Origin of the sequence: Flavobacterium luteum (assembly GCF_008806775.1) — a bacterium.
Taxonomy (GTDB): domain Bacteria; phylum Bacteroidota; class Bacteroidia; order Flavobacteriales; family Flavobacteriaceae; genus Flavobacterium; species Flavobacterium luteum.
Window position 1 is genome coordinate 35,868 of record NZ_WAEM01000007.1, and the last position, 23,394, is coordinate 59,261.

The window sequence follows — 23,394 nt, forward strand, 5'->3', positions numbered from 1 at the left end:
CTCTAATATATATTGTTTTATGTTTGAAAATAATACGAGCCAAAAAATAACTGCATTAGCCATTACTTTTAATGAAGCAGAAAATGTAAAAAGATATATTGAAAGTTTGTCTTTTGCTGATGAAATAATTTTTGTAGATTCTTTCAGTACTGATAATACTGTTGCTATTGCTCAGGAAATGGGCGTTAACGTCATACAAAACAAATTTAAAGATTTCTCATCTCAAAGAAACTTTGCAATAAGCCAAGCTAAATACGATTGGATTACTTTTTTTGATTTGGATGAAATTGTAACTGAAGCCCTTGAAGCCGAAATTAAACTTGCCGTAGCTTCAAATAATCAAGTTGTTGCCTATTTTGTAAAGCGAATTTTTTACTTTCTAGGTGAACGAATTAATTATGGTGGATGGCAAAATGATAAAGTGATTAGAGTTTTTAATAAAAAATTTTGCAAATACAACGGAAACTTAGTGCATGAAGTTGTTGCTGCTAACGGAAAAATAGGTTTATTAAAAAACAGTGTTAATCATTATAGTTATAAAGACTTTGATAATTATAATAACAAATTGAATCATTACAGCAAATTACAAGCCGAAGCACTATATTTAAAGAACAGAAGACCAAATGGATATCATTTTTTCTTTAGACCTTTGTATCGCTTTTTTTGGCAATACATTTATCGATTAGGAATTTTAGACGGAAAACAAGGCTATATTTTAGCTTATGTTCATTCGTTTTCAGTTTTTAAGCGCTACTTGCAATTATGGATGAAATATCGAAAAATTGATTGATGATTTTCAATTTCAAACTTTAGATATAATTTATATTTACTTTATAATTTAAAAAAAAATGATTAATAGCATACGCTTGAACGAATATAAAGTATTGATTTATAGGATATTTTTAGCTTATTTTTTTTATTTTATTACTAGAGTCCTATTTTATGTTTATAACTCTAGCTTATTACATGTAGAATCTATTTATGACTTTTTAGCTTTATGTTATTACGGATTAGCTTTTGATACTACTGCAATCTTGTATGTCAACCTACTCTTTATTCTGTTTTCGATCCTTCCATTTTTAAAAAACACCTTAACTGGTTATCAAAAATTTCTTTTTTATCTCTATTTTGTTACTAATTTAGTAGCTTTTGCAACAAATTTTGTAGATTTTATCTATTACAAATACACCTTTGCTAGAACAACAATTGTTGCATTAGAAGTGCTAAAACACGAAACAAATAAAGCAACTTTATTTTCGAGTTTTTTAATTCATTATTGGCATGTATTTTTATTGTTTTTAGTATTGTCAGCTTTTTGGATTTATTTATATAAAAAAGTGAGTGTCAAAAAATCTTTAGCAGCTAAAAAAATACATTATTTTGGGTTTTCTATTGTTGGGTTTCTTATTATTTCATTATTAATTATAGGAGGAATTCGGGGTGGTGATTTTAAAAAATCTACTCGTCCTATTAACCTATTAGATGCTAGTAAACACGTTAAAAACATTGTTCATTCCGACATTGTTCTTAATACGCCTTTTGCCATAATTAGGACTTTATTTACTAATAGTTTTGTTAAAACAAACTATAAAAATGTTACTAATAAAGTTATTTTAGAAAAAATTCAACCTATAAAACAATACCATAATAACCCTAAAACTAAACCCAATATAGTTGTATTTATTTTAGAAAGTTATGGTCGAGAATATATAGGAGCATTAAATAAAGGCGCTAAAATTACTAATTATAAAAGCCATGCTCCTTTTTTAGATTCTTTATCGCAACATAGCCTTATTTTTACAAATGGGTATGCAAATGGGAGACAATCTATTCACGGGATGTCATCTATATTAGCTGGAATTCCATCATTTAAAGATGCTTTTACTTCATCTCCTTATCCAAAACAAAAAATAGAATCTTTAGTTTCTACTCTTGAAAGTGAAGGATATAACACTTCATTTTTTCATGGTGCTGCAAATGGTTCGATGGGATTTTTAGGTTTCGGAAATATTCTTGGCATAGACAATTATTACGGAAGAACAGAGTTTAATGACGATTCGCAATTTGATGGTTTTTGGGGGATTTGGGATGAACCTTTTCTTCAATTCATGAAAAACACATTAGACAAGAAAAAGACTCCGTTTTTTGCATCTGTATTTACTGTCTCCTCACATGAACCGTATATTATTCCAGAAAAATATAAAAATAAATTTCAAGAAGGAAGCATCCCTATGCACAAATGTGTGGAGTATACTGACTATGCTTTGAAGCGATTTTTTGGTGAAGCTAAAAAGCAACCTTGGTTTTCTAATACCATTTTTGTTTTAGTTGCCGATCATGGTAATCAGGTTTTTTATAATGAATACAACAAAGCTATTAATCGTTTTACAGTACCAATAATTATCTACAAACCAAATAGTAAATATGTAGGAGTTGATACTGATTTAGCACAACAAATAGACATTTACCCCACAATTTTAGATATGATTGGTTATAAAAAACGGTTTAGAAGTTGGGGCAGAAGTTTATTAGATAAAAAATCGAGCGAACCTTTTGTAATTAACTCAACTGGTAATATTTATCAATTTTTAAGAGGAAATTACATTTGTACTTTTGATGGTAAAAAAGCACTTGGTTTTTATGCCAAAGACGATAAAGGGCTTGAAAAAAATTTAATTCAACACAAAAATGCGGAAATGAATGATATTGAACTACATTGTAAAGCATTTATTCAAGATTATATGGAAAGAGTTGTTGATAAAAAATTGTATTAAAAACAAACTGTTGTTATTTATAAATATTGATTAATTCCTTTACTAATTTTCGTATGCTTTTTTAAAATAGTCTCGTTTTGTATGGCATCGTTTAATTCAAAATTTTCTTTCGAATTGATTTTATGATAAATATGAAATATTATACCTGCATAACGCATCCTTTTCGATTGAACGCCATTGTTTCCAATACGAATCACTAAATCCGAATCTTCTCTCCCCCAGCCTTCAAAATCTTCGTTATAACCGTTTATGGCAATAAAATCATTCCGCCAAAAAGACACATTGCAACCACGAAACTTTTTTGAAACTCCTTTATGAATTTTAAATAAATTTGACAAAAAAGGGACATGTAAACAACGAGATTTATTTTTAATTTCCTTAGAAAAAAAATTAAAAAATATTTGCTTTTTTTCTAAAACTTCATCAACATAAGCAGGTAAAATATTAACTCTTGAACCATACAAATAAACTCCTTTTTGGCTTGAGTTTACATGATCTTCAATAAAATTTTTATGTAATATACAATCACCATCAATCTGAATTATATATTCAGATGAAGCTTTAGCTATTGCTTTATTTAGTATTTTTGATTTTCTAAATCCTAAGTCTTCTTGCCATATATGATGAATTGGTACTGTACTCGTTTTTTTAAACTCCTCAATTAACAATTGAGTTTCTAGTCTAGAACCATCATCGGCAATAAGAATTTCTGAAGGCAAAACGGTTTGTGACATAGCACTTTTTAAAACTAATTCTAATGCTTCTGGCCAATTATACGTTGAAATTAATAAAGCAGTTTTAAAATTCATAATAAGTTTTTAGAAATATTTTTCGAATTTTGGGTGGTAATTTATTTTCTTAATTTGTAAATGCTTAAACCATTGACCAAAATTTCTAAAAAAAAGCTTAACTCTTGGTATCTTTAAATTGGCATCTTCTTGAACTAATTTTTTCAATTCAGATAAAGATTTAGTAGGAAAATAACCCAGCTCTTTCCAAATTTCAGGATTTAAATAGAAAACATCTTTTATTTCATGATAGTTATCTTTGTTGGCTCTTTTCCATTTTTCTAAAAAATTAGGATTTACATCTTCTTTATGACTCCAATTTTTAAGTTTTAAAACTAACTCTTCTTCTGTTCGAGCTAATCCTTCATGAAGAATAAAGTCTTCATCATAAATAATTCGCTCTTTAGTGTTTTTAGCATATTTATAATTTGGATAATTTGTAGCCAAAAGTAACTTTGTTGGCTTATTTACATATAATAATCCGTCCTCTAAATATTTATATACATTTATATGAAAACCTGCAAACTGTATAGGATGTTTACTTGGATTTATTAAATAGGAATCATACTTTCTTATTCTCTTAACAAATTTTTCAAAGTCTATAAAAATTTCATCAGAATCTACTTGAATTAACCAATTTCCAATACCCATCTTTAAGGCAAGCATATATCTTTCACGAGTATCGTTTTGCATTCCCGTAATTTCAGGAACATAAAAATCATCTTCGTAAATGACAATTTTATTTTTTACATCAAACTCTTTTAACCATCTATAAAAACTATCGTCTACTTCAAAATAATTTCCTGACCATGTTCTCTTTTTATAATCTAAAGCTAAAAAAATAGTGTCTGCCATTTCATAAACTGGCGGAATTGATTTTTTTAACAATTCGTAATCATAAGACATTAAAAAACCAACTTGAATTTTTTTCATTTTATATCGACTAAAGGAGCTTACAAATATTTTATTCTTTTTTCATTTCGTTAGAAATTTTAGGCAAAAATAACAACATAATACTTAGAATCAGTTTTAAAACTTTCCAAGAAAATGAATATTTTTTAATATACTGAAATTGAATAAACCGCTTAGAATTAAGTTCATTAACATTCTCATAATCCTTTATAAAAGTAGGGAAATATTTTTGAATGGATTGTGACTTTTCTTTATGGAATACTTCTGAAAATTTAGGATTAGACGAAATACCGTTAAAGTCGTAAACTGAAATCGTCTTTTTTAAGTATTTATAAGGAACATTTTTATGACAAATAACATACGCGAAAAACTCCCAGTCAGATGCTATTTTATACTCTTCATTGTAATAAAAATGTTCTTCAAATAACGATTTTCTTATAAAAGTGGATTGATGATTTAGTGAACTAGTATAAAAGAAAGAAAACTGCAAATGCTCAGGATAAGTTTTTAAGCGCTTAGAATTTCCACTCTCTTTATAATTATCACCGTAGTAAATATCGAATTGAGAATTAAGTTCAGGAACTACTTGAGACAAGGTCGCTTCAGAATAAAAAGTATCCCCACCATTCATAAAAATAACAAAATCACCAGTTGCAACTTTAATCCCTTTATTCATAGCATGAAAAACTCCATTGTCATTCTCACTTACCCAATAGGAAATTTTATCTGCATATTCTAAAATTAGATCTTTGCTCCCATCGGTACTTCCTCCATCAATTACTATAAATTCATATTCATCATACGTTTGGCTAACAACGCTTTCTAAAGTTTTTTTTAAACCTTTTTTATCGTTATAATTTATGGTAATAATGGATAATTTAGCCATATGAAAGTTATCAATTATCCATTAAATTTCTCTTGATAAACTCTTCTAATTCCTTCCGGAAGTTCAATAGTATGTCTCCAACCTAAACCGTTTAACTTAGTCGTATCTGTCAATTTCCTAGGTGTTCCATCGGGTTTTGAAGTGTCAAAAACGATTTGGCCTTCATAACCAACAATATGTTTGACTAATATAGCCAAGTCCTTAATTGAAATTTCTTTACCAGTACCAATATTTACAAAACCTTTTTCATTGTAGTTTTGCATTAAATAGACACAAGCATTTGCCATATCCGAAGCGTGTAAAAACTCCCTAAGCGGAGTTCCAGTTCCCCAAACTACAACTTCACTTTCATTATTTTGCTTGGCTTCATGAAACTTTCTTAACAATGCAGGTAATACATGAGAGTTCTGTAAATCATAATTATCATTAAAACCGTACAAATTGGTTGGCATAACAGATATAAAATTACTATTGTATTGATCTCTATAGGCATCGCACATTTTTATTCCTGCAATTTTTGCGATAGCATACGGCTCATTAGTTTCTTCTAACAAACCTGTTAAAAGATATTCTTCCTTTAAAGGTTGTGGGGCTAATTTTGGATAAATGCATGTTGAACCTAAAAACAATAACTTTTTCACTCCATTTTTATAACTTTGATGAATAACATTACTTTGAATAAGTATGTTTTCATAAATAAAATCAGCTCTTAGCGTATTATTGGCAACTATCCCACCAACTTTAGCAGCCGCTAAAAAAACGTATTCAGGTTTTTCTTTTTCAAAGAAATCGGCAACATCTTGTTGATTAATAAGGTTTAATTCAGTTGAAGTTCTGGTAATGATATTTGTAAATCCTCTATTTGTTAAATCTTTAACAATGGCACTACCTACCATTCCGCGATGGCCTGCAACATATATTTTAGAAGTAATTTGCATGTTAACTGATTTTATTTGAAATTTTTTAAATGTTTCTCCTTTTTGAAAATTTCTAAATCAGCTTGCATCATTTCTTTTACCAACATATCTAAAGTATATTTTGGTTCCCAACCTAGTTTAGTTTTAGCTTTTGTATTATCGCCAATTAATAATTCAACCTCAGTAGGTCTAAAATAGGCTGGATCGATTTTTACAACCACTTGCCCAACTTTAAAAGCATATTCAGGGTTAGATGAAGAAACAACTGTTGCGGTTTCGTTTACGCCTTCGCCTTTAAAATCTACCACTACACCAACTTCGCTGAATGACATTTTAATAAATTCACGAACTGTGGTTGTTACACCAGTGGATATTACAAAATCTTCTGGGGTTTCTTGTTGTAATATAAGCCACATTGCTTCAACATAATCTTTCGCATGACCCCAGTCGCGTTGAGAATCTATGTTACCCATATACAAGCAATCGTCAATACCTAAAGCCATTTGAGAAACTCCACGGGTAATTTTTCTGGTAACAAATGTTTCTCCACGTCTTGGACTTTCGTGATTAAAAAGGATTCCGTTGCAAGCAAACATATCATACGCTTCACGATAATTTACAGTAATCCAATAGGCATACATTTTTGCTACCGCATAAGGCGAACGCGGATAAAAAGGAGTTGTCTCTTTTTGAGGAACTTCTTGAACTAATCCATATAATTCAGAAGTGGATGCCTGATAAATTTTAGTTTTTTTAGTTAATCCTAATAACCTAACAGCATCAAGAATTCGCAATGTTCCTATACCATCTGCATTTGCAGTATATTCAGGAATATCAAAACTCACTTTTACATGACTCATTGCACCTAAATTATAGATTTCATCAGGTTGGGTTTCTTGTATAATTCGTATCAAGTTCGTAGAATCACTTAAATCACCGTAATGCAATTTAAAATGCTGATTATTCACATGTGGGTCTTCATATATATGATCGATTCTTTGCGTATTAAATAAAGAACTTCTTCTTTTAATACCATGAACCATATATCCTTTAGACAATAATAATTCTGCTAAATAGGCTCCGTCCTGTCCTGTTATTCCTGTTACTAATGCTACTTTCATTTGATGCTTTGAATTTTTATAATATTGTAAGAATTGATTTAAATTTTATTAAGTGTAAAATGCAAAATATATTATGTGGCAAATTTAATATTAAAATCATGATTTCAATTATTCTATTCAAATAATGTTTGTAATACAGAAGTCCCATATTCAAATGATGAAAGTTTTTGAACTTGGCTTACTGCATTCTTTGAATAATTTTCATAATCTTCAGGTGATAATCTATAAACTATTTTAATACCATTAGCAAGGTCTTTAGAATCTTTTAAAATAGCTCTATAACCGTTATATCTGTTTATTACCATACTGTTAACTATACCCATATCAAATCCCACAACAGGAGTTCCGCAAGCTAATGCCTCACTAACCATCATAGGCCCAGAATCTTCAATTGAAGAATTTACATAAACATCAACCGCTTGATAAAGTAATGATAAAATATTATAATCTTTTATATATCCTAAATGTTTAATTCCAAACGGAATTTCTTTAAAAACTTTTTTATTATTAGAGTTACTAGAAATCATCAAAATATTTATTCTCGACCTTTCTATTGTATCTAGTTCCTGAAATAGAATTTTTAAACTTTCTAAAAAATAATTAAACCCTTTTCTTAATTCATTATCATAAGTAGCTCCTACTAAAATGTAAAATTTATTTTCGTCTAGATTAAAAAATTCTTTGGCCTTTATTTTGCCTTTAGGTTTCATTATAGTTGTATCTATTAAACTATTAATGTTTAAAATTTGATCTTGATTTTTATATATCATAGAGGACAATGCCTGTTTCTTAACCCAATCTGAACCTGAAATAATTTTAAAGTTTCCTTCTCTAGCATTCTTCAATTTAGTCTCAAAATTTATTTTGGCAATTTCTTTAAAATACGGACTTTTTATTGCAGGACATTTTTCAGTACAACCTCCATTACTATACTGTTTACAATCCCAAGCAAAATGACATCCTCCAGTAAAATGGTTCATATCTATAGTAATAGTATATACTTGAGCATTTGAATGTTTTTGTAACAAAAGTAGATCTGAAGAATTCATAAAATCTGCAGTCCAACCAGAAAAGATATAATCAGGTGTAAATCCTATAGCACTTATCACTTTCTCGGGATCAATAGTAATAAGTGTTTCATTCTTACTATAAAAATGATATTTTGAATCTAATCTTAATTTCTTTTTTCTTCTAAAAGTTTTTTCAAGGAATTTAGTATACAAAGATTTTCTCTTGACTGGCGGCGATGAAAACTCTAAAATATACTCTTCTTCTTTTGTTTTCTTTTTTACAAGCATAACAACTTTATGTCCCTGGTTTTTAAATATTCTAGCTATTTTATGAACAAATTCACCTCCTCCTCCATAATCATGGGTGACTAAAAGTAATATATTTTTTGATTTATTTACATTCATTAATTGAAAATATATAGTCTAAATTTTTATATTTTTTCAAAGATAATTTTATTTAATAAAAAAACTGTTGAAAATAAATAAGAATAAAGGTAAGTTTTATAAAGCTCAATAAAAGTTAATACCTTTGTAACAATCAAAAAATATCTTATTACCAAATTTAAATGAATGAAAATAGTAATTCTATACTAAATACCGAAATTCATAACGCCTTTGAAATCATACAAAATGGAGGAATAATTCTTTATCCTACTGATACTATTTGGGGCATAGGTTGTGATGCTACCAATCCTGAGGCAGTTGCAAAAATATACAAACTCAAACAACGTAATGATTCTCAAACTATGATTTGCCTTATGAATGGCGAAAAAATGATGTATAATGTATTCAAAGATATACCTGCTGTAGCATGGGAAATATTAGATTTATCTGAAAAGCCTACAACCTTAATTCTCGATAATGCTAGAAATATTGCTCCCAATATTATTGGAATTGATAAAACTTTAGGCGTTCGTATAGTAAAAGAGCCCTTTTGTTTTAAATTAATGGAACGCATGAAAAAGCCTTTGGTGTCAACTTCTGCTAATATATCGGGTATGTTTACCCCAAAATCTTTTAAAGAAATTAGCCCAGAAATTATAAATGGTGTAGACTATGTAGTAAATTTGCATCGCGATAAAATTTGTGATAAACCATCTACGATTATTAAGTTAACTAATGATTGTCAGGTAAAAATTATTAGAAAATAAAAATAACCGCAGATTTGCAGATTTTTTATGGAAGACTATAAAAATAAAGATGAAACTTATCAAATTATTGGAATATTATTTGAAGTTAATAAAAATTTAGGAAAAGGATTTTCTGAAATCGTATATAAAGATGCTATTGAGTATGAATTTAATGAACTTCAAATTCCTTTTGAAAGAGAGAAAGAATTCTCTGTTAATTATAAAAACACAACTTTAAAGCATAAATTCTATGCGGATTTTGTAGTTTATAATGAAATAATATTAGAAATTAAAACTGTAGATTGTTTTAATAATAGTCACTACAATCAATGCTTAAATTATTTAAAAGTATCTAATAACGAATTGGCTCTTTTAGTCAATTTTAATTCTATTTCATTAGATTATAAAAGAATTGTTAGAACAAAAAAATAAAAAAATCTGCGAATCTGCGGTAAAACAATGAACTACACAAAAGCACTCCAAAATCCATTATTTAAAATCATTGCAAAAGCAAGTCAAGAACTTAACCTTGAAAGTTATGTAATTGGTGGATTTGTTCGTGATTACTTATTGCAACGCGATTTCAAAAAAGACATTGATATTGTAGCCATTGGCTCTGGAATTGAATTGGCTTTAAAAGTTTCGGAATTATTGCCTCATAAACCCAAAGTACAAGTTTTTAAAAACTACGGAACAGCCATGTTACGCTACAAAGAAATTGATATTGAGTTTGTAGGAGCCCGAAAAGAAAGCTACAATCAAGACAGTCGTAATCCCATAGTTGAGAACGGCACTTTAGAAGATGATCAGAACAGACGTGATTTTACCATTAATGCTTTGGCTTTTTCTTTAAATCCAAATAATTTTGGAGCATTAGTTGATCCGTTTAATGGTTTATCCGATTTAGAAAACAAAATAATCAAAACACCTTTAAGTCCTGATATTACTTATTCTGATGATCCGTTACGCATGTTACGTGGAATCCGTTTTGCAACGCAATTGCATTTTGATATTGAAACAGAATCGTTTCTAGCCATAAAAAGAAATGCCGAAAGAATTAAAATTATTTCTGGAGAACGAATTGTAGATGAATTAAACAAAATATTAGAAACCGAAAAGCCATCAATTGGATTTTTACTTTTATACAAAACGGGACTTTTAGACCTGATTTTACCTGAATTAACTGCCCTGAATAATGTAGAAGAAATAGACGGACAAACTCATAAAAATAATTTCTATCATACATTAGAGGTGGTGGACAATATTTGTTCGAATACTGATGATGTTTGGTTGCGATGGGCAGCGCTATTGCATGATATTGGAAAAGCACCAACAAAAAAATTCAACAAGAAACAAGGTTGGACGTTTCATGGACACGAATTTCTTGGTGGCAAAATGGTAAAGAGAATCTTTGAACGATTGCATATGCCGTTGAATAATAAATTAAAATTTGTTCAAAAAATGGTTATGCTAAGTTCACGACCAATTGTATTAGCCGAAGATATTGTAACAGATTCAGCTGTACGTCGCTTAGTTTTTGATGCTGGCGAAGATGTAGATTATTTGATGACACTTTGCGAAGCTGACATTACGACCAAAAACCCTAAAAAATTTAAGAAATACCATGATAATTTTGACATTGTTCGCAACAAAATAATTGAAGTTGAAGAACGTGATCATGTGAGACAATTTCAACCACCAATTTCAGGTGAGGAAATTATGGAACTCTTTAATTTAAAACCTTCACGAGAAATTGGCATTTTGAAAGAAGCTGTTAAAGAAGCCATTTTAGAGGGCGAAATTCCAAATGAATATGAAGCAGCTTTCGAATTCGTATTGAAAAGAGCAGAGAGATTAGGATTGACAAGAATTGTATAGTAACAAATTTTGAAAGACTTATGTTTATTATATAAAGGTTATATCTTTATTATAAATTGTTTAAACTCGAAAACTTTGAAACTTTGTATCTTTGCGCCTGTTAAAAATTGAATATAAAAAATGAACACTAATAAATCAGTTATTTACTGGCTACTTACAGGTTGTATCCTACTATTTTTAATGGTTACCGTTGGCGGGATTACACGCTTAACAAACTCAGGGTTATCTATGACCGATTGGCATTTGGTTACCGATACATTTCCTCCTTTGTCAGAAGAAAAATGGACAGCAGCTTTTGAAGAATATAAAAAATTTCCCGAATACCAAAAAATCAATATTCATAACGACTTTTCACTTTCGGATTATAAATTTATTTATTTCTGGGAATGGTTTCACCGATTTATTGGACGCATCATTGGTTTGGTTTTTATCATCCCTTTTGTATACTTTTTAATCAAGAAAAAACTAAATCCTTCAACAATAAAAAAATGCTCTATTCTTCTGGGAATGGGTGCTTTTCAGGGATTTTTAGGTTGGTTTATGGTAAAAAGTGGTTTGATTGATAATCCAGACGTGAGTCATTTTAGATTATCATTGCACTTAACTTTTGCTTTTATCACCTTTGCTTATACCCTTTGGGTAGCATTAGACTTAATTTATCCTGATAAAATAGAAATAAATATTCCATTAAAAAAACTAGCGCGAATTACATTAGTGTTCCTTTTAATTCAGATAATTTACGGTGGATTTGTAGCTGGGTTAAATGCAGGGTTAATTCACAACCATTGGCCTTTAATGAGCGATGGGCAACTATTTCATGAAAGCATTTTGGTTGAAAAAAACAGTTGGCTTCTAAGACTAACCGAAGGTAAAAGTGGCGTTCAATTTGTACACAGAACGCTAGCTTATGCTGTTGTTGGATTAATTGTATTTCTTTATTTTAAAAGTAAAAAATACACACTTTCATTACAACAAGAGAATGGAATAAACGCTTTGTTATTTGTAGTTTTTTTACAATTTACCTTGGGAGTCTTGACATTAATATATAACGTACCTTTGTGGTTAGGATTAACGCATCAAATCATGGCATTTATCTTATTAGCAACCATGACTTATACTTTGCATCGATTCTCAAAATAAATACCTGACTATATTGTCGCATTTCTATTTAGCATTTTTTAATGTCAAAACTTACTGCTCAAGATAAATTTTTAGATTTATCAGACTATGGAAGACCTTTAGGAAAATTTCTTGCCAATCAGCTTAAAACAACACGATTCACCCCTATTCATGTCACAATTCTTTTTGGGATTTCGGGTTTAATTGCGATTTATTGCATCTTAAACAATCAGTATCTACTAGCAGGATTTTTCATCATTCTAAAATCGTGTATCGATGCTGCCGATGGCGAATTAGCACGATTAAAGAATACACCATCTTATGTGGGAAGATATTTAGATAGTGTCTTTGATATTATTCTGAATTTCTTATTTTTAATGACCATATGTTATGTTTCTAAAACGAGCATTTGGATTACGATTTTAGCTTTTATCGGCATTCAATTACAAGGCACTTTATACAATTATTACTATGTAATTTTAAGAAACAAATCAGTTGGTGGTGATGCAACAAGTAAAGTTTTTGAATACAAATCACCTAGAGCTTTACCTGGTGAAACTCAAAAATCAGTTGATATTTTGTTTACAATTTACACCGTCGTTTATGGAATATTCGATAAGATAATTCACTATTTAGACAAACAGGCTTACAAGGTAAAAACGTTTCCAAATTGGTTTATGACACTTGTTTCTATGTATGGATTGGGTTTTCAATTGTTGCTCATTGCAATTATGCTACCTATGAATTGGATTGAATATATTGTACCCTTTTTTATCCTATACACCTTTTTTATTTTTGTGCTGATTGGAATTAGAAAAGTCTTTTTAAAGGTTTAAAATCACGATAGTATTTATCTATACTTATTTATTAAACAATTATTAATCAAATATTTATGTTAATTCATGTAAAATGTTAATTTAATATGGAATCAACCTATTCAAAACTTGAATTCAAAAACTTTTTCTCTACTAACAATCACTTCTTCCTCTTTATAAGAAGGTAAAATCATCCTCAGTTTTTAATACCTTTTCGTAAAATCACCCTAAATATTTTATGAATAATTTTAATGAAGTAACCAAATCAAAACCATTTCTTCTTTTTAAAATAATACACCATTCCTAAAGCAATTGCAACCATAACAGCAACTACAATATAGTAGCCATAAGCGTATTCCAATTCAGGCATGTGTTTAAAATTCATTCCGTAAACTCCTACTAAAAAAGTCAACGGCATAAAAATGACAGAAACTACCGTTAGAACTTTCATGATTTCATTCATCCTGTGGCTTTGAGACGAAAAATAGAAACTCGAAGCACTATCCAACGTATTCATATCGTATTCTATTTGTTCTAAAATCTCTAATGATTTTTGATGCAAACGCGCAAAAAAACTATAATTTGCTTTTTCAATTCCGTCATAATCATCTTCGTCGTGTTCGCTTTTTAGATTGAATAAAGCGTCCCGCAAAGGCAAAATAGACCGTTTCAAGAAATTTAAATGTTCTCTATTGCGTTCAATTCGAACTAGAACTTCTGGATTATCACTCGATTTGGCTTCAATCATCAAATCCTCAATTTGATCTTCATAAAATTCAATTGTAATATAAAAATTTTCCATGACCGCTTCTAGAAGTAAGTAGAGTAAATAATCATTTTTCTTTTTACGAACAATACCACTATGTGTTTTAATTCGTTCTCGAATATGAGTAAAAAAATCGCTTTTCTTTTCCTGAAATGAAACCAACAAATTGTCTTTTAATAAAAAACTAATTTGCTCCACACTTACCATATCATAGTCATTGTCAGGCAAAATCGATTTAATACTAAAGAATAGGACTTTGTCTAACTCCTCCATTTTACTTCTTCGATTGGTATTAAGAATATCGCTTATAATAAAAGGCTCTATAGCTAACATTTCGCCAATTTCTTTAACTAACTCTACATTATGTAAACCATGAATATTAAACCACTTAACATCATTTTCTTGAAGTTCATCTTCGATTTCTTTTTTTACTCTTTGGAGGGCAACTTTTTTATATTCTTCATAACCTGCATCGTCATAAACAAATAATTGCATCTCGATAGGATCTGTTTTATGAATTCCCGTATACTCAAAATAATTGGGCTGAACCTTTCTAACTTTTTTGTATTTTATTCTTTTCAAAACATAATAATTTGTCATAAAGATAGGAGTTTTTAAATTTCCAATTTACATTTACAAAAAAATCTCCTATGCAAACATTAATTATTAATATTAAAGAATTGCTACAAGTAAGAGAAAGCCCAATCATTAAAGTTTCAGGTGCTGAAATGGCGGTGCTTCCAACAATTAAAAATGCTTTTTTACTTTTAGAGGATACTATAATTGTTGATTTTGGTGTAATGGAAAATTGCCCTAAAATAAATCCTGAATTAACTATTGATGCAACAGGTAAAATGGTATTGCCATCTTGGTGCGACAGCCATACTCATATTGTTTATGCTGGCAATCGAGAGCAGGAATTTGTTGATAGAATAAACGGATTAAGCTATGAAGAAATTGCTAATCGAGGTGGCGGTATATTAAATTCGGCTAAAAAACTACATGAAACTTCCGAAGACGAAATTTACAATGAATCCAAAGTTCGTTTAGAAGAAATTATGAGTTTAGGAACTGGCGCAGTTGAAATAAAATCGGGTTACGGTTTGACGGTTGAAGATGAATTGAAAATGCTTCGTGTTATTAAACGATTAAACCAAAACTACCCAATTACAATAAAAGCCACATTTCTTGGAGCCCATGCTTTTCCAAATGAATTTAAAGATAATCATCAAGGTTATATTGATTTAATTTGTAAAGAGATGATTCATAAAATCGCTGAAGAAAACCTTGCAAAATATATTGATGTTTTTTGTGAAACTGGCTATTTTTCTGTTTCAGAAACAGAAGCTATTTTAAAAAGCGGACTAGAATATGGCTTAATTCCAAAAATACATGTCAATCAATTCCATTCTATTGGAGGTGTTCAAGTTGGAGTTAAACACAAAGCTCTATCTGTAGACCATCTTGAAATTATGAATAAGGAAGACCTTGAATCATTGAAAAATTCTGAAACTATGCCAGTAGCATTGCCTTCTTGCTCTTATTTCCTAAGTATTCCTTATACTCCTGCTCGAGAAATGATAGACTGTGGATTATCAATTGCCTTGGCTTCTGATTTCAATCCAGGTTCTTCACCCTCCGGAAACATGAATTTTGTAGTCGCTACGGCTTGTATCAAAATGAAAATGACTCCCGAGGAAGCTATAAATGCAGCTACTATAAATGGAGCGTATGCGATGGGGATTTCTAAAACTCATGGTAGTATTACTAAAGGCAAAAAAGCCAATTTAATTATTACTAAACCTATTTCGTCCTATTATCAGTTGCCATATGCTTTTGGAAGCAATTTGATTGATTGTATAATACTTGAAGGAAAAATAATACTATAAAAAAAGGAACCCTTTCGAGTTCCTTTTTCATTTATTCTTTAAAATTTTATCTCAAACTAAAGCTTGACTTAGAAACTAACTCTCCGTTATCAAATACATTTACAAAGTAAGATCCTTTTTCGAAATCTTTACCTGGTAAATCTTGAACAACATCTACCGTTTTGTTTTCAAACTTAACAGTTGTCAAAAAACTATAGGTCAAAGATTTTCCACCAAAAGATTGGGTTTCTTTTTGACCTAAAACATTGTTTTTACTGTCAATTACTTGAACATAATACGTTTTATCGCCAGATTTAGCAACTTTATTTTCTGCAATTGTAAAGCTAATTTTTAAAACATCAGCTCTACTGGCTTTATCAGTTGCTATTTGTTTGCCAGAACTTCTTAACTTGTAAGCAGCTGTTTTTAAGTTCAAGACACTTAGTTTTGAAGCCACTTCAACCGTTTTAGACAATTCTTCATTTTGACCTACAAGAACTTCATTGTATTTTTTAGCTTCACCTAAAACCATTACCGTACTGTCTCTTTCTGTAGTTAGCTTAGTATTTGCTGTTTTCAAAACTTCAATTTCTTGCATCATGCCTTTCATTTTAGTTTCTAAAGCAAAATATTGCGTTTTGTATTTTGACATTGAAGCGGCATCTCCTTTAGATTTCTTTAAATCAGCAATCAAGTTAACTACTTTCTCCCTTTCAGCAATTAATTCTTCAGACATTGATGTGTTTTCAGCAATTGCTGCATCATAAGTAGCTTTCAACTCTTCTAAGTCTTTCATTACAGACTCTTTCTCGGTTTTTGTAGTTGTAAGCTCAGTTAATTGCGCTTTAGCATCTGAAGTCAACTTAAAAATATAAACTAAACTTCCCACTAGAAGTAAAGCTAATACGGCTACGACAGCTTTTAGACTTGAGTTGTTTTTTTGATTTTCCATAAAATTGTGTTTAGATTGTTTTAACAAAAATAATAATATTTAAGGTAATAACGTATGTTTGTACAAATATATTATTTTTGAAAGTTAATTTTTTTTGATATGGACAAATTAATTCCGTTTTGTATTAATGATCTTGCAAAACTTACGAACCACAGAAGTGGCGAAATTAAGTTTGGAGAAAAAATGATTACTGTTCAAAAAGACACTGATATTAAAGCATTTATTAAAAAATGTACTGCGAAGTATGTCTTATTTGGTATACCAGAAGATATTGGGGTTCGAGCCAATTTTGGAAGACCGGGAGCAGCATCGGCATGGGAAAGTACTATAAAAAGTATTGCAAACATTCAGCATAATAAATTTTGTAAAGGTGAAGACCTATTAGTTTTAGGGCAATTGGATGTTACTGAAGAAATGAAAGCTGTAGAAAATTTAGATTTTCACAATACAGCTGACAGAAAAAAATTGAGTGATTTAGTCGTTACTATTGATAAAGAGGTTGCTCATATTATATCTTTTATTGTAAAATCTGGGAAAAAACCTATAATTATTGGTGGCGGTCACAACAATTCCTATGGAAATATAAAAGGAACAGCTTTAGCAAAAGGCAAGCCTATTAATGCAGTTAACTTTGATGCCCATTCTGATTTTAGAATTCTGGAAGGAAGACATAGTGGCAATGGATTTTCGTATGCTTATGAAGAAGGGTTTTTAAATAAATATTTCATTTTTGGTTTACACGAAAACTATACTTCAAAAAAAGTATTGATTAATATAAAGAAAATTCAAGATCGAGTGCGTTACAATACTTATGATGAAATCTCGATTCGGAATCAAAAAAGTTTTGACAAAGAATTAGTCCAAGCCTTAAGTTTTATAAACAATGACTTTTTTGGCATTGAGATTGATTTAGATGCCATTCCAAATATTGCAAGCAGTGCTATGACTATAAGTGGATTTTCTGTAGAGCAAGTACGACAATTTGTGTATTTTTTTGGCAAAAGTCAAAATGCAACCTATTTGCATATTTGTGAAGGAGCACCTGACTTGTGTGCTGAGAAAAACAACAACCTTATAGGAAAATTGATTGGATATTTAGTGACCGATTTTATAAAAGCCAACAACCCATTAGAAGAAAAAATCAATTACATGGATGTGAAGTTTTAATGATAAAAATCCAAATAAATTAAATAACCTATCTTTGCCAAGAATCCTAACACTTTTGCTGGATTCTTAATACACAAAAATATGTTATTTGAAGATTTATCACTTTCTAAAAGTATCCAAAAAGCCGTTTTCGAAGAAGGCTATACTGAGGCAACTCCAATTCAAGAACAATCGATTCCTATCGTTTTATCAGGCAGAGATTTAATAGGTTGCGCTCAAACAGGAACAGGAAAAACGGCAGCGTTTGCCATTCCAATTATTCATCAACTGCATAGAATTGTTGGTTCTTCTAAAAAAGCCAAACCCATTCGAGCATTAGTGATTACACCTACTAGAGAGTTAGCCGTGCAAATTGGCCAAAACTTTGACCGTTACGGAAAATATACCAATTTGACCCAGTTGACCATTTTTGGTGGTGTTTCTCAAATTCCTCAAGTAGACGTTTTACGAAAAGGTGTCGATATTTTAGTCGCCACTCCAGGTCGATTATTAGACTTGCACAAACAAGGATTTATAGATTTAGACCATTTGCATACTTTGGTTTTAGACGAAGCTGACCAAATGCTGGATATGGGTTTTGTAAATGATGTAAAGAAAATTGTAAAACTAACGCCAAATAACAGACAAACTTTATTATTCTCTGCAACGATGCCAATCGCAATTAGAGAATTAGCTGAAATGTTCCTGAAAGATCCAGCTACTGTTTCCGTTTCTCCAGTTTCATCCACAGCTGAAAAAGTAGAACAACACGTTTATTTTGTAGATAAAACCGAAAAAAGAAACTTATTGTATCATTTGATTCGCAATGAAAAATTATCAGATGTGTTGGTTTTTTCCAGAACCAAACACGGAGCGGATAATGTGGTAAAAGCCTTGCGCAAACATGGCGTAGCTGCAGAAGCCATTCATGGAGACAAATCGCAAACGGCAAGACAACGCGTTTTGGATGCTTTCAAAAATAAAGAAGTGGGTGTTTTGGTTGCTACCGATATTGCAGCTCGTGGTATTGATATTGACCAATTGCCTTTTGTTATTAATTTTGATTTACCTAATATTCCAGAAACCTATGTACACCGAATTGGTAGAACAGGACGTGCCGGAAATGGAGGAATTGCTATATCGTTTTGCAGTAAAGACGAAGAACCGTACTGGAAAGACATTATGAAATTGATAAAAGTAGACGTAAAAACTATTTCAGATCATCCGTATCCTTGGCATGCGGGAAGTCCTGAAGCTACGGCTGCTACGCCTCCTAAAAATTCAAATCGTAGTGGTGAAAAGCACAAATCAAGAAAATCAGAAGCTTCTAAACAAAATAAAAAACGCTGGTATTAACCAGCGTTTTCGTTTTTAACCTCTTATCAGTTTTCTGTATTTCAATCGTTTTGGGGTTAAATCTCCACCCAAACGTTTCTTCTTATTCTCTTCATAATCAGAAAATCCTCCTTCAAAATAATACACGTCTGAGTTGCCTTCAAAAGCTAAAATGTGTGTGCAAATTCTGTCCAAGAACCACCTGTCGTGAGAAATTACTACGGCACAACCTGCAAAATTTTCTAATCCTTCTTCTAAAGCACGTAGCGTATTTATATCTAAATCATTGGTAGGCTCATCTAATAATAGTACGTTCCCTTCTTCTTTTAAGGTCATCGCAAGATGCAAACGGTTACGTTCTCCTCCTGATAATGCTGATACTTTTTTATTTTGATCGCTTCCTCCAAAGTTAAAACGGGATAAATAAGCTCTCGAATTTACTTGGCGTCCTCCCATCATAATCAATTCCTGACCATCACAAAAGTTTTCCCAAATGGATTTATCTGGATTTATATTTGAATGTGCTTGATCTACATAAGCAATTTTAACGGTATCGCCTATGATAAACTCCCCCGCATCAGGCTTTTCTTCTCCCATAATCATCCTGAAAATAGTTGATTTACCAGCGCCATTCGGACCTATAATTCCAACAATTCCTGCTTGTGGCAAGGTAAAATTCAAATTATCATACAGTAATTTATCTCCAAAAGATTTGGCTACATTTTTAGCTTCAATAACATTGGTTCCCAAACGTGGACCATTTGGAATGTAAATTTCTAATTTTTCATCCAATTGTTTTTGGTCCTCATTCAACAATTTATCATAATTCTGTAAACGTGCTTTCTGTTTTGTCTGACGACCTTTCGCACCTTGACGCACCCAATCCAACTCGCGTTCTAGTGTTTTTCTACGTTTCGAAGCTACTTTTTCTTCTGATGCCATACGGCTTGACTTTTGGTCTAACCAAGACGAGTAATTCCCTTTCCAAGGAATACCTTCTCCTCTATCCAATTCTAAAATCCAACCTGCCACATTATCCAAGAAGTATCTATCGTGAGTAACCGCAATTACGGTTCCTGCATATTGTGCCAAATGTTGTTCTAACCAAAGTACACTTTCTGCATCTAAGTGATTCGTTGGCTCGTCTAATAATAAAACATCCGGTTGTTGCAACAACAAACGACATAATGCTACACGACGACGCTCGCCTCCTGAAAGATTTTTTATTGGTGTATCGCCTTCTGGTGTGCGCAAGGCATCCATGGCGATTTCTAGTTTGGTATCGATTTCCCAAGCACCAAGCGCATCAATTTTGTCTTGCAATTCGGCTTGTCTGTTCATCAATTTGTCCATTTTATCGGCATCAGAATAATTTTCTTCGAGACCAAATAAATCATTGATTTGATTGTATTCCTCTAAAACTTTCATAGTTTCTGCTACACCCTCACGAACCACCTCAATAACCGTTTTGCTGTCGTCTAATTTTGGTTCTTGCTCTAAATATCCAACCGTATAACCAGGTTGAAAAACCACATCACCTTGATAATTCTTATCAACACCTGCAATGATTTTTAATAAAGAAGATTTTCCTGAACCGTTCAAACCTAAAATTCCAATCTTAGCTCCGTAAAAGAAACTCAAATAAATATTTTTTAATACGGGTTTGTCTGCACCTTGATAGGTTTTACTCAATTTTTGCATTGAGAATATTACTTTTTTATCGTCTGCCATTTTTACTGTTATTTATTTTATTTTTTGAATAATTTTTATAAACTGATTCAATTAAAACCGAATCCAAAACACCTTATCTAGCCTCTGAAAACCAATTTTAACCTTTTCAACGTGCAAATATATTACATTATAATAACAAAAAAAGTTTTAACTAATAAAGAATAAAATGTTGGAAACGCTATATATTTTAAAAATTTGATCCACAAGGAAGATGTTGCGAACCATTTTTAAGGTTAAAATTAACAGGTGTGAATAATACAACTTTTACCATTAATTAAACAATAATTTAAGTCCAAATGACCATCACCTTTGCTAAGTGAAAATGATTTCACATTTAAATATAAAAAAAATGAAAACAAGACTACTTGGTGCAATAATGGTGTTTTCCCTATTATTATTGCAAAATTTAAGCTACGGACAAGCCCCAAACCTAGGAACTTCAGCCAATTTTGTGCTATTTTCCTCAGTTGGAGCGGTTAGAAATACTGGGATTACCCACCTTACAGGAAATGTAGGAACAAATAGTGGTTCTAGTACTGGTTTTGGTAACGTAGATGGAGTAATGCATGACGGAGACGGAACGAGTGCTCAATGTGGTACCGATTTATTAATTGCTTACAATCAATTAAATAGTGCTATCCCTAATTATTTTCCAGCTCCTTTGTTAGGGAATGGTCAAATATTGGTACCTGGAACCTATTCAATTCCGAGCGTGGCTTCCTTAGACAATGTTTTAAATCTAGACGCAAAAGGAAATTCTGATGCCGTTTTTATCTTTCAAATTAATGGTGCATTCGCAACAACTTCTAATTCTGAAGTAAAATTATTGAACGGTGCAAAAGCTTGTAATGTTTTTTGGAAAATAGAAGGATTGGTAAACATGGCAACCGGCACCATCATGAAAGGAACTGTTATTGCTAATAATGCTGCGATAATTATGAACACAGGGGTTTCGTTAGAAGGAAGAGCGCTTTCTACCACAGGATCCATTGATGTTGATGGTGTTTTATCCTTCACTCCTATTGGATGTGGAAGCCCAACTCTTTACGGACCTATTGCTCCCAATTTAAAATCAACTGAATGTTATGCCATCTTTTCTGCTGGAGGTTCTGTTTCAAACGCTGGTGTGACCACAGTTACTGGTGATGTAGGTACAAATGTAGGTTTAACAACTGGTTTTGATGCTTTATATGTTAAAGGAGCCATTCATCCAATTCCAGATACGTCTACAGCACAAACTGCCGCAGATTTAATTGGTGTTTATAATTATTTGAACCTACTTCCTTTTGATATCCAATTATTATATCCTGCACAATTTGGTAATGACCTTGTTCTAACACCACATACCTACTTGATGAATGCTGCAACTGTGTTAACAAATACGGTTTACTTAAATGCGCAAGGCAATGATCAAGCTGTTTTTGTTATCCAAATTAATGGTGCGCTTTCTACCAGCACTTACGCTAAGGTAATGTTGATTAACGGAGCTCAAGCTAAAAACGTCTATTGGAAAGTTGATGGTGCCGTATTAATTAGCGACTATTCAGAAATTAAAGGTACAATTGTGGCTAACAATGGCGCTGTTGATTTAACAAGTGGAACGGTTGTTAACGGTAGAGTTTTTACAACAACCGGTGCATTAAGTACCTCTTCAGTATCTGTAGTTATGCCTGTTGGATGTCCTGCTTTGGGAACAGACTCATTCAATGAGATTCAAAAAGTAACGGTTTATCCAAACCCTTTTCATTCTATCCTTACAATTGAGATTAAAGATGCGTTTGAAATGAACAATGCACAAATCATATTGTATGATGTATCTGGTAGACAAGTGAAAAAAGCTGCGGTTAACGAAAAAATAACCACTTTAGAAACGGGCGATCTTACTTCTGGTTTCTATTTGTATAAAATAATGAGCAATGATAAAATCATTCAATCTGGAAAATTGATGGCAAAATAACTGTCAATGTCTAGAGGTTAAAAAACCCATTCCGTCTAGAACGGAATGGGTTTTTTTAGAAAAATACTGCTCCTAATTTCCCTATACCCTTCCTTTTAAAGAACTAAATACCCAGGCATTTGCCAGAAAACCAATTCCCACTGCGGCAAAACCCCAACCTGAAACATCTCTATATCTAAAAGCTCCGAGTCCTATTAAAAGTAAACCCATTACTATCATTAGCAAAGTGGCCCATCCTAGAATGGTGTTTTTATTCATTCCCATATTTTGTGGTGTTTTATGTTTTATC

The 23,394-nt window shown here is 31.3% G+C and carries 21 protein-coding genes; 11 read left to right on the forward strand and 10 right to left on the reverse strand.

What is annotated here, in order from left to right; all coding sequences use genetic code 11:
* Positions 1-19 precede the first annotated feature (19 nt).
* Positions 20-790 (forward strand): glycosyltransferase family 2 protein, encoded by a 771-nt coding sequence (locus F6464_RS11980; protein WP_151108142.1) that lies wholly within the window; start codon positions 20-22, stop codon positions 788-790.
* Between the two features lie 58 nt (positions 791-848).
* Complete coding sequence (locus F6464_RS11985; RefSeq protein ID WP_151108144.1) at positions 849-2,774, forward strand: LTA synthase family protein; 1,926 nt, start codon at positions 849-851, stop codon at positions 2,772-2,774.
* Between the two features lie 17 nt (positions 2,775-2,791).
* Here the strand turns inward: F6464_RS11985 and F6464_RS11990 are convergent, their stop codons facing one another.
* The 6 genes from F6464_RS11990 to F6464_RS12015 all read right to left on the reverse strand — a co-directional run bounded on the left by F6464_RS11990 (position 2,792) and on the right by F6464_RS12015 (position 8,813).
* Positions 2,792-3,583, reverse strand: coding sequence for a glycosyltransferase family 2 protein (locus F6464_RS11990; RefSeq protein ID WP_151108146.1), 792 nt, complete (start codon positions 3,581-3,583; stop codon positions 2,792-2,794).
* A 9-nt stretch (positions 3,584-3,592) separates the two neighbouring features.
* Complete coding sequence (locus F6464_RS11995) at positions 3,593-4,495, reverse strand: hypothetical protein (protein ID WP_151108148.1); 903 nt, start codon at positions 4,493-4,495, stop codon at positions 3,593-3,595.
* 31 nt (positions 4,496-4,526) lie between these two features.
* A complete protein-coding gene (locus F6464_RS12000) occupies positions 4,527-5,360 on the reverse strand; it encodes a glycosyltransferase family 2 protein (protein WP_151108150.1) in 834 nt (277 codons plus the stop codon).
* 14 nt (positions 5,361-5,374) lie between these two features.
* Positions 5,375-6,298, reverse strand: a complete 924-nt coding sequence (locus F6464_RS12005; RefSeq protein ID WP_151108152.1) for a GDP-L-fucose synthase family protein — start codon at positions 6,296-6,298, stop codon at positions 5,375-5,377.
* An 11-nt stretch (positions 6,299-6,309) separates the two neighbouring features.
* Positions 6,310-7,398, reverse strand: a complete 1,089-nt coding sequence (gene gmd, locus F6464_RS12010) for a GDP-mannose 4,6-dehydratase (RefSeq protein WP_151108154.1) — start codon at positions 7,396-7,398, stop codon at positions 6,310-6,312.
* A gap of 113 nt (positions 7,399-7,511) precedes the next feature.
* Complete coding sequence (locus tag F6464_RS12015) at positions 7,512-8,813, reverse strand: glycosyltransferase (protein WP_151108155.1); 1,302 nt, start codon at positions 8,811-8,813, stop codon at positions 7,512-7,514.
* A gap of 161 nt (positions 8,814-8,974) precedes the next feature.
* On the opposite strand from F6464_RS12015, the gene F6464_RS12020 reads away from it, so the two are divergent.
* The 5 genes from F6464_RS12020 to F6464_RS12040 all read left to right on the forward strand — a co-directional run bounded on the left by F6464_RS12020 (position 8,975) and on the right by F6464_RS12040 (position 13,371).
* On the forward strand, positions 8,975-9,559 hold the full coding sequence (locus F6464_RS12020; protein ID WP_151108157.1) for an L-threonylcarbamoyladenylate synthase: 585 nt from the start codon (positions 8,975-8,977) through the stop codon (positions 9,557-9,559).
* 27 nt (positions 9,560-9,586) lie between these two features.
* On the forward strand, positions 9,587-9,970 hold the full coding sequence (locus tag F6464_RS12025; protein ID WP_151108159.1) for a GxxExxY protein: 384 nt from the start codon (positions 9,587-9,589) through the stop codon (positions 9,968-9,970).
* A 27-nt stretch (positions 9,971-9,997) separates the two neighbouring features.
* Entirely contained in the window at positions 9,998-11,416 is a 1,419-nt protein-coding gene (locus F6464_RS12030) for a CCA tRNA nucleotidyltransferase (protein WP_151108161.1), read from the forward strand.
* 120 nt (positions 11,417-11,536) lie between these two features.
* Complete coding sequence (locus F6464_RS12035) at positions 11,537-12,556, forward strand: COX15/CtaA family protein (RefSeq protein ID WP_151108163.1); 1,020 nt, start codon at positions 11,537-11,539, stop codon at positions 12,554-12,556.
* A gap of 41 nt (positions 12,557-12,597) precedes the next feature.
* On the forward strand, positions 12,598-13,371 hold the full coding sequence (locus tag F6464_RS12040; RefSeq protein ID WP_151108165.1) for a CDP-alcohol phosphatidyltransferase family protein: 774 nt from the start codon (positions 12,598-12,600) through the stop codon (positions 13,369-13,371).
* Between the two features lie 244 nt (positions 13,372-13,615).
* Here the strand turns inward: F6464_RS12040 and corA are convergent, their stop codons facing one another.
* Positions 13,616-14,698: a magnesium/cobalt transporter CorA gene (gene corA, locus F6464_RS12045; RefSeq protein WP_151108284.1), complete on the reverse strand. Its 1,083-nt coding sequence runs from the start codon at positions 14,696-14,698 to the stop codon at positions 13,616-13,618.
* Between the two features lie 68 nt (positions 14,699-14,766).
* Between corA and hutI the strand changes: the two genes are divergently transcribed.
* On the forward strand, positions 14,767-16,005 hold the full coding sequence (gene hutI, locus F6464_RS12050; protein ID WP_151108167.1) for an imidazolonepropionase: 1,239 nt from the start codon (positions 14,767-14,769) through the stop codon (positions 16,003-16,005).
* Between the two features lie 46 nt (positions 16,006-16,051).
* Here hutI and F6464_RS12055 read toward each other — a convergent pair whose 3' ends face one another.
* Positions 16,052-16,936 (reverse strand): GAS domain-containing protein, encoded by an 885-nt coding sequence (locus tag F6464_RS12055; RefSeq protein ID WP_151108169.1) that lies wholly within the window; start codon positions 16,934-16,936, stop codon positions 16,052-16,054.
* A 99-nt stretch (positions 16,937-17,035) separates the two neighbouring features.
* Here F6464_RS12055 and F6464_RS12060 point away from each other — a divergent pair, with 99 nt between their 5' ends.
* Positions 17,036-18,103 (forward strand): formimidoylglutamase, encoded by a 1,068-nt coding sequence (locus F6464_RS12060; RefSeq protein ID WP_151108171.1) that lies wholly within the window; start codon positions 17,036-17,038, stop codon positions 18,101-18,103.
* A gap of 81 nt (positions 18,104-18,184) precedes the next feature.
* Positions 18,185-19,438 (forward strand): DEAD/DEAH box helicase, encoded by a 1,254-nt coding sequence (locus tag F6464_RS12065; RefSeq protein ID WP_151108173.1) that lies wholly within the window; start codon positions 18,185-18,187, stop codon positions 19,436-19,438.
* Between the two features lie 15 nt (positions 19,439-19,453).
* Here F6464_RS12065 and ettA read toward each other — a convergent pair whose 3' ends face one another.
* The gene (ettA, locus tag F6464_RS12070; RefSeq protein ID WP_151108175.1) at positions 19,454-21,148 is read right to left on the reverse strand and encodes an energy-dependent translational throttle protein EttA; all 1,695 of its coding nucleotides are present in this window, start codon (positions 21,146-21,148) and stop codon (positions 19,454-19,456) included.
* Positions 21,149-21,497: 349 nt separating this feature from the next.
* On the opposite strand from ettA, the gene F6464_RS12075 reads away from it, so the two are divergent.
* A complete protein-coding gene (locus F6464_RS12075; RefSeq protein ID WP_191963381.1) occupies positions 21,498-23,105 on the forward strand; it encodes an ice-binding family protein in 1,608 nt (535 codons plus the stop codon).
* Between the two features lie 81 nt (positions 23,106-23,186).
* Here F6464_RS12075 and F6464_RS12080 read toward each other — a convergent pair whose 3' ends face one another.
* Positions 23,187-23,369 (reverse strand): CAL67264 family membrane protein, encoded by a 183-nt coding sequence (locus F6464_RS12080; protein ID WP_151108179.1) that lies wholly within the window; start codon positions 23,367-23,369, stop codon positions 23,187-23,189.
* Positions 23,370-23,394 lie beyond the last annotated feature (25 nt).

Coding starts and splice junctions, on each gene's coding strand:
- F6464_RS11980 (WP_151108142.1), top strand. CDS start 20: ATGTTTGAAAATAATACGAGCCAAAAAATAACTGCATTAGCCATTACT.
- F6464_RS11985 (WP_151108144.1), top strand. CDS start 849: ATGATTAATAGCATACGCTTGAACGAATATAAAGTATTGATTTATAGG.
- F6464_RS11990 (WP_151108146.1), bottom strand. CDS start 3,583: ATGAATTTTAAAACTGCTTTATTAATTTCAACGTATAATTGGCCAGAA.
- F6464_RS11995 (WP_151108148.1), bottom strand. CDS start 4,495: ATGAAAAAAATTCAAGTTGGTTTTTTAATGTCTTATGATTACGAATTG.
- F6464_RS12000 (WP_151108150.1), bottom strand. CDS start 5,360: ATGGCTAAATTATCCATTATTACCATAAATTATAACGATAAAAAAGGT.
- F6464_RS12005 (WP_151108152.1), bottom strand. CDS start 6,298: ATGCAAATTACTTCTAAAATATATGTTGCAGGCCATCGCGGAATGGTA.
- gmd (WP_151108154.1), bottom strand. CDS start 7,398: ATGAAAGTAGCATTAGTAACAGGAATAACAGGACAGGACGGAGCCTAT.
- F6464_RS12015 (WP_151108155.1), bottom strand. CDS start 8,813: ATGAATGTAAATAAATCAAAAAATATATTACTTTTAGTCACCCATGAT.
- F6464_RS12020 (WP_151108157.1), top strand. CDS start 8,975: ATGAATGAAAATAGTAATTCTATACTAAATACCGAAATTCATAACGCC.
- F6464_RS12025 (WP_151108159.1), top strand. CDS start 9,587: ATGGAAGACTATAAAAATAAAGATGAAACTTATCAAATTATTGGAATA.
- F6464_RS12030 (WP_151108161.1), top strand. CDS start 9,998: ATGAACTACACAAAAGCACTCCAAAATCCATTATTTAAAATCATTGCA.
- F6464_RS12035 (WP_151108163.1), top strand. CDS start 11,537: ATGAACACTAATAAATCAGTTATTTACTGGCTACTTACAGGTTGTATC.
- F6464_RS12040 (WP_151108165.1), top strand. CDS start 12,598: ATGTCAAAACTTACTGCTCAAGATAAATTTTTAGATTTATCAGACTAT.
- hutI (WP_151108167.1), top strand. CDS start 14,767: ATGCAAACATTAATTATTAATATTAAAGAATTGCTACAAGTAAGAGAA.
- F6464_RS12055 (WP_151108169.1), bottom strand. CDS start 16,936: ATGGAAAATCAAAAAAACAACTCAAGTCTAAAAGCTGTCGTAGCCGTA.
- F6464_RS12060 (WP_151108171.1), top strand. CDS start 17,036: ATGGACAAATTAATTCCGTTTTGTATTAATGATCTTGCAAAACTTACG.
- F6464_RS12065 (WP_151108173.1), top strand. CDS start 18,185: ATGTTATTTGAAGATTTATCACTTTCTAAAAGTATCCAAAAAGCCGTT.
- ettA (WP_151108175.1), bottom strand. CDS start 21,148: ATGGCAGACGATAAAAAAGTAATATTCTCAATGCAAAAATTGAGTAAA.
- F6464_RS12075 (WP_191963381.1), top strand. CDS start 21,498: ATGAAAACAAGACTACTTGGTGCAATAATGGTGTTTTCCCTATTATTA.
- F6464_RS12080 (WP_151108179.1), bottom strand. CDS start 23,369: ATGGGAATGAATAAAAACACCATTCTAGGATGGGCCACTTTGCTAATG.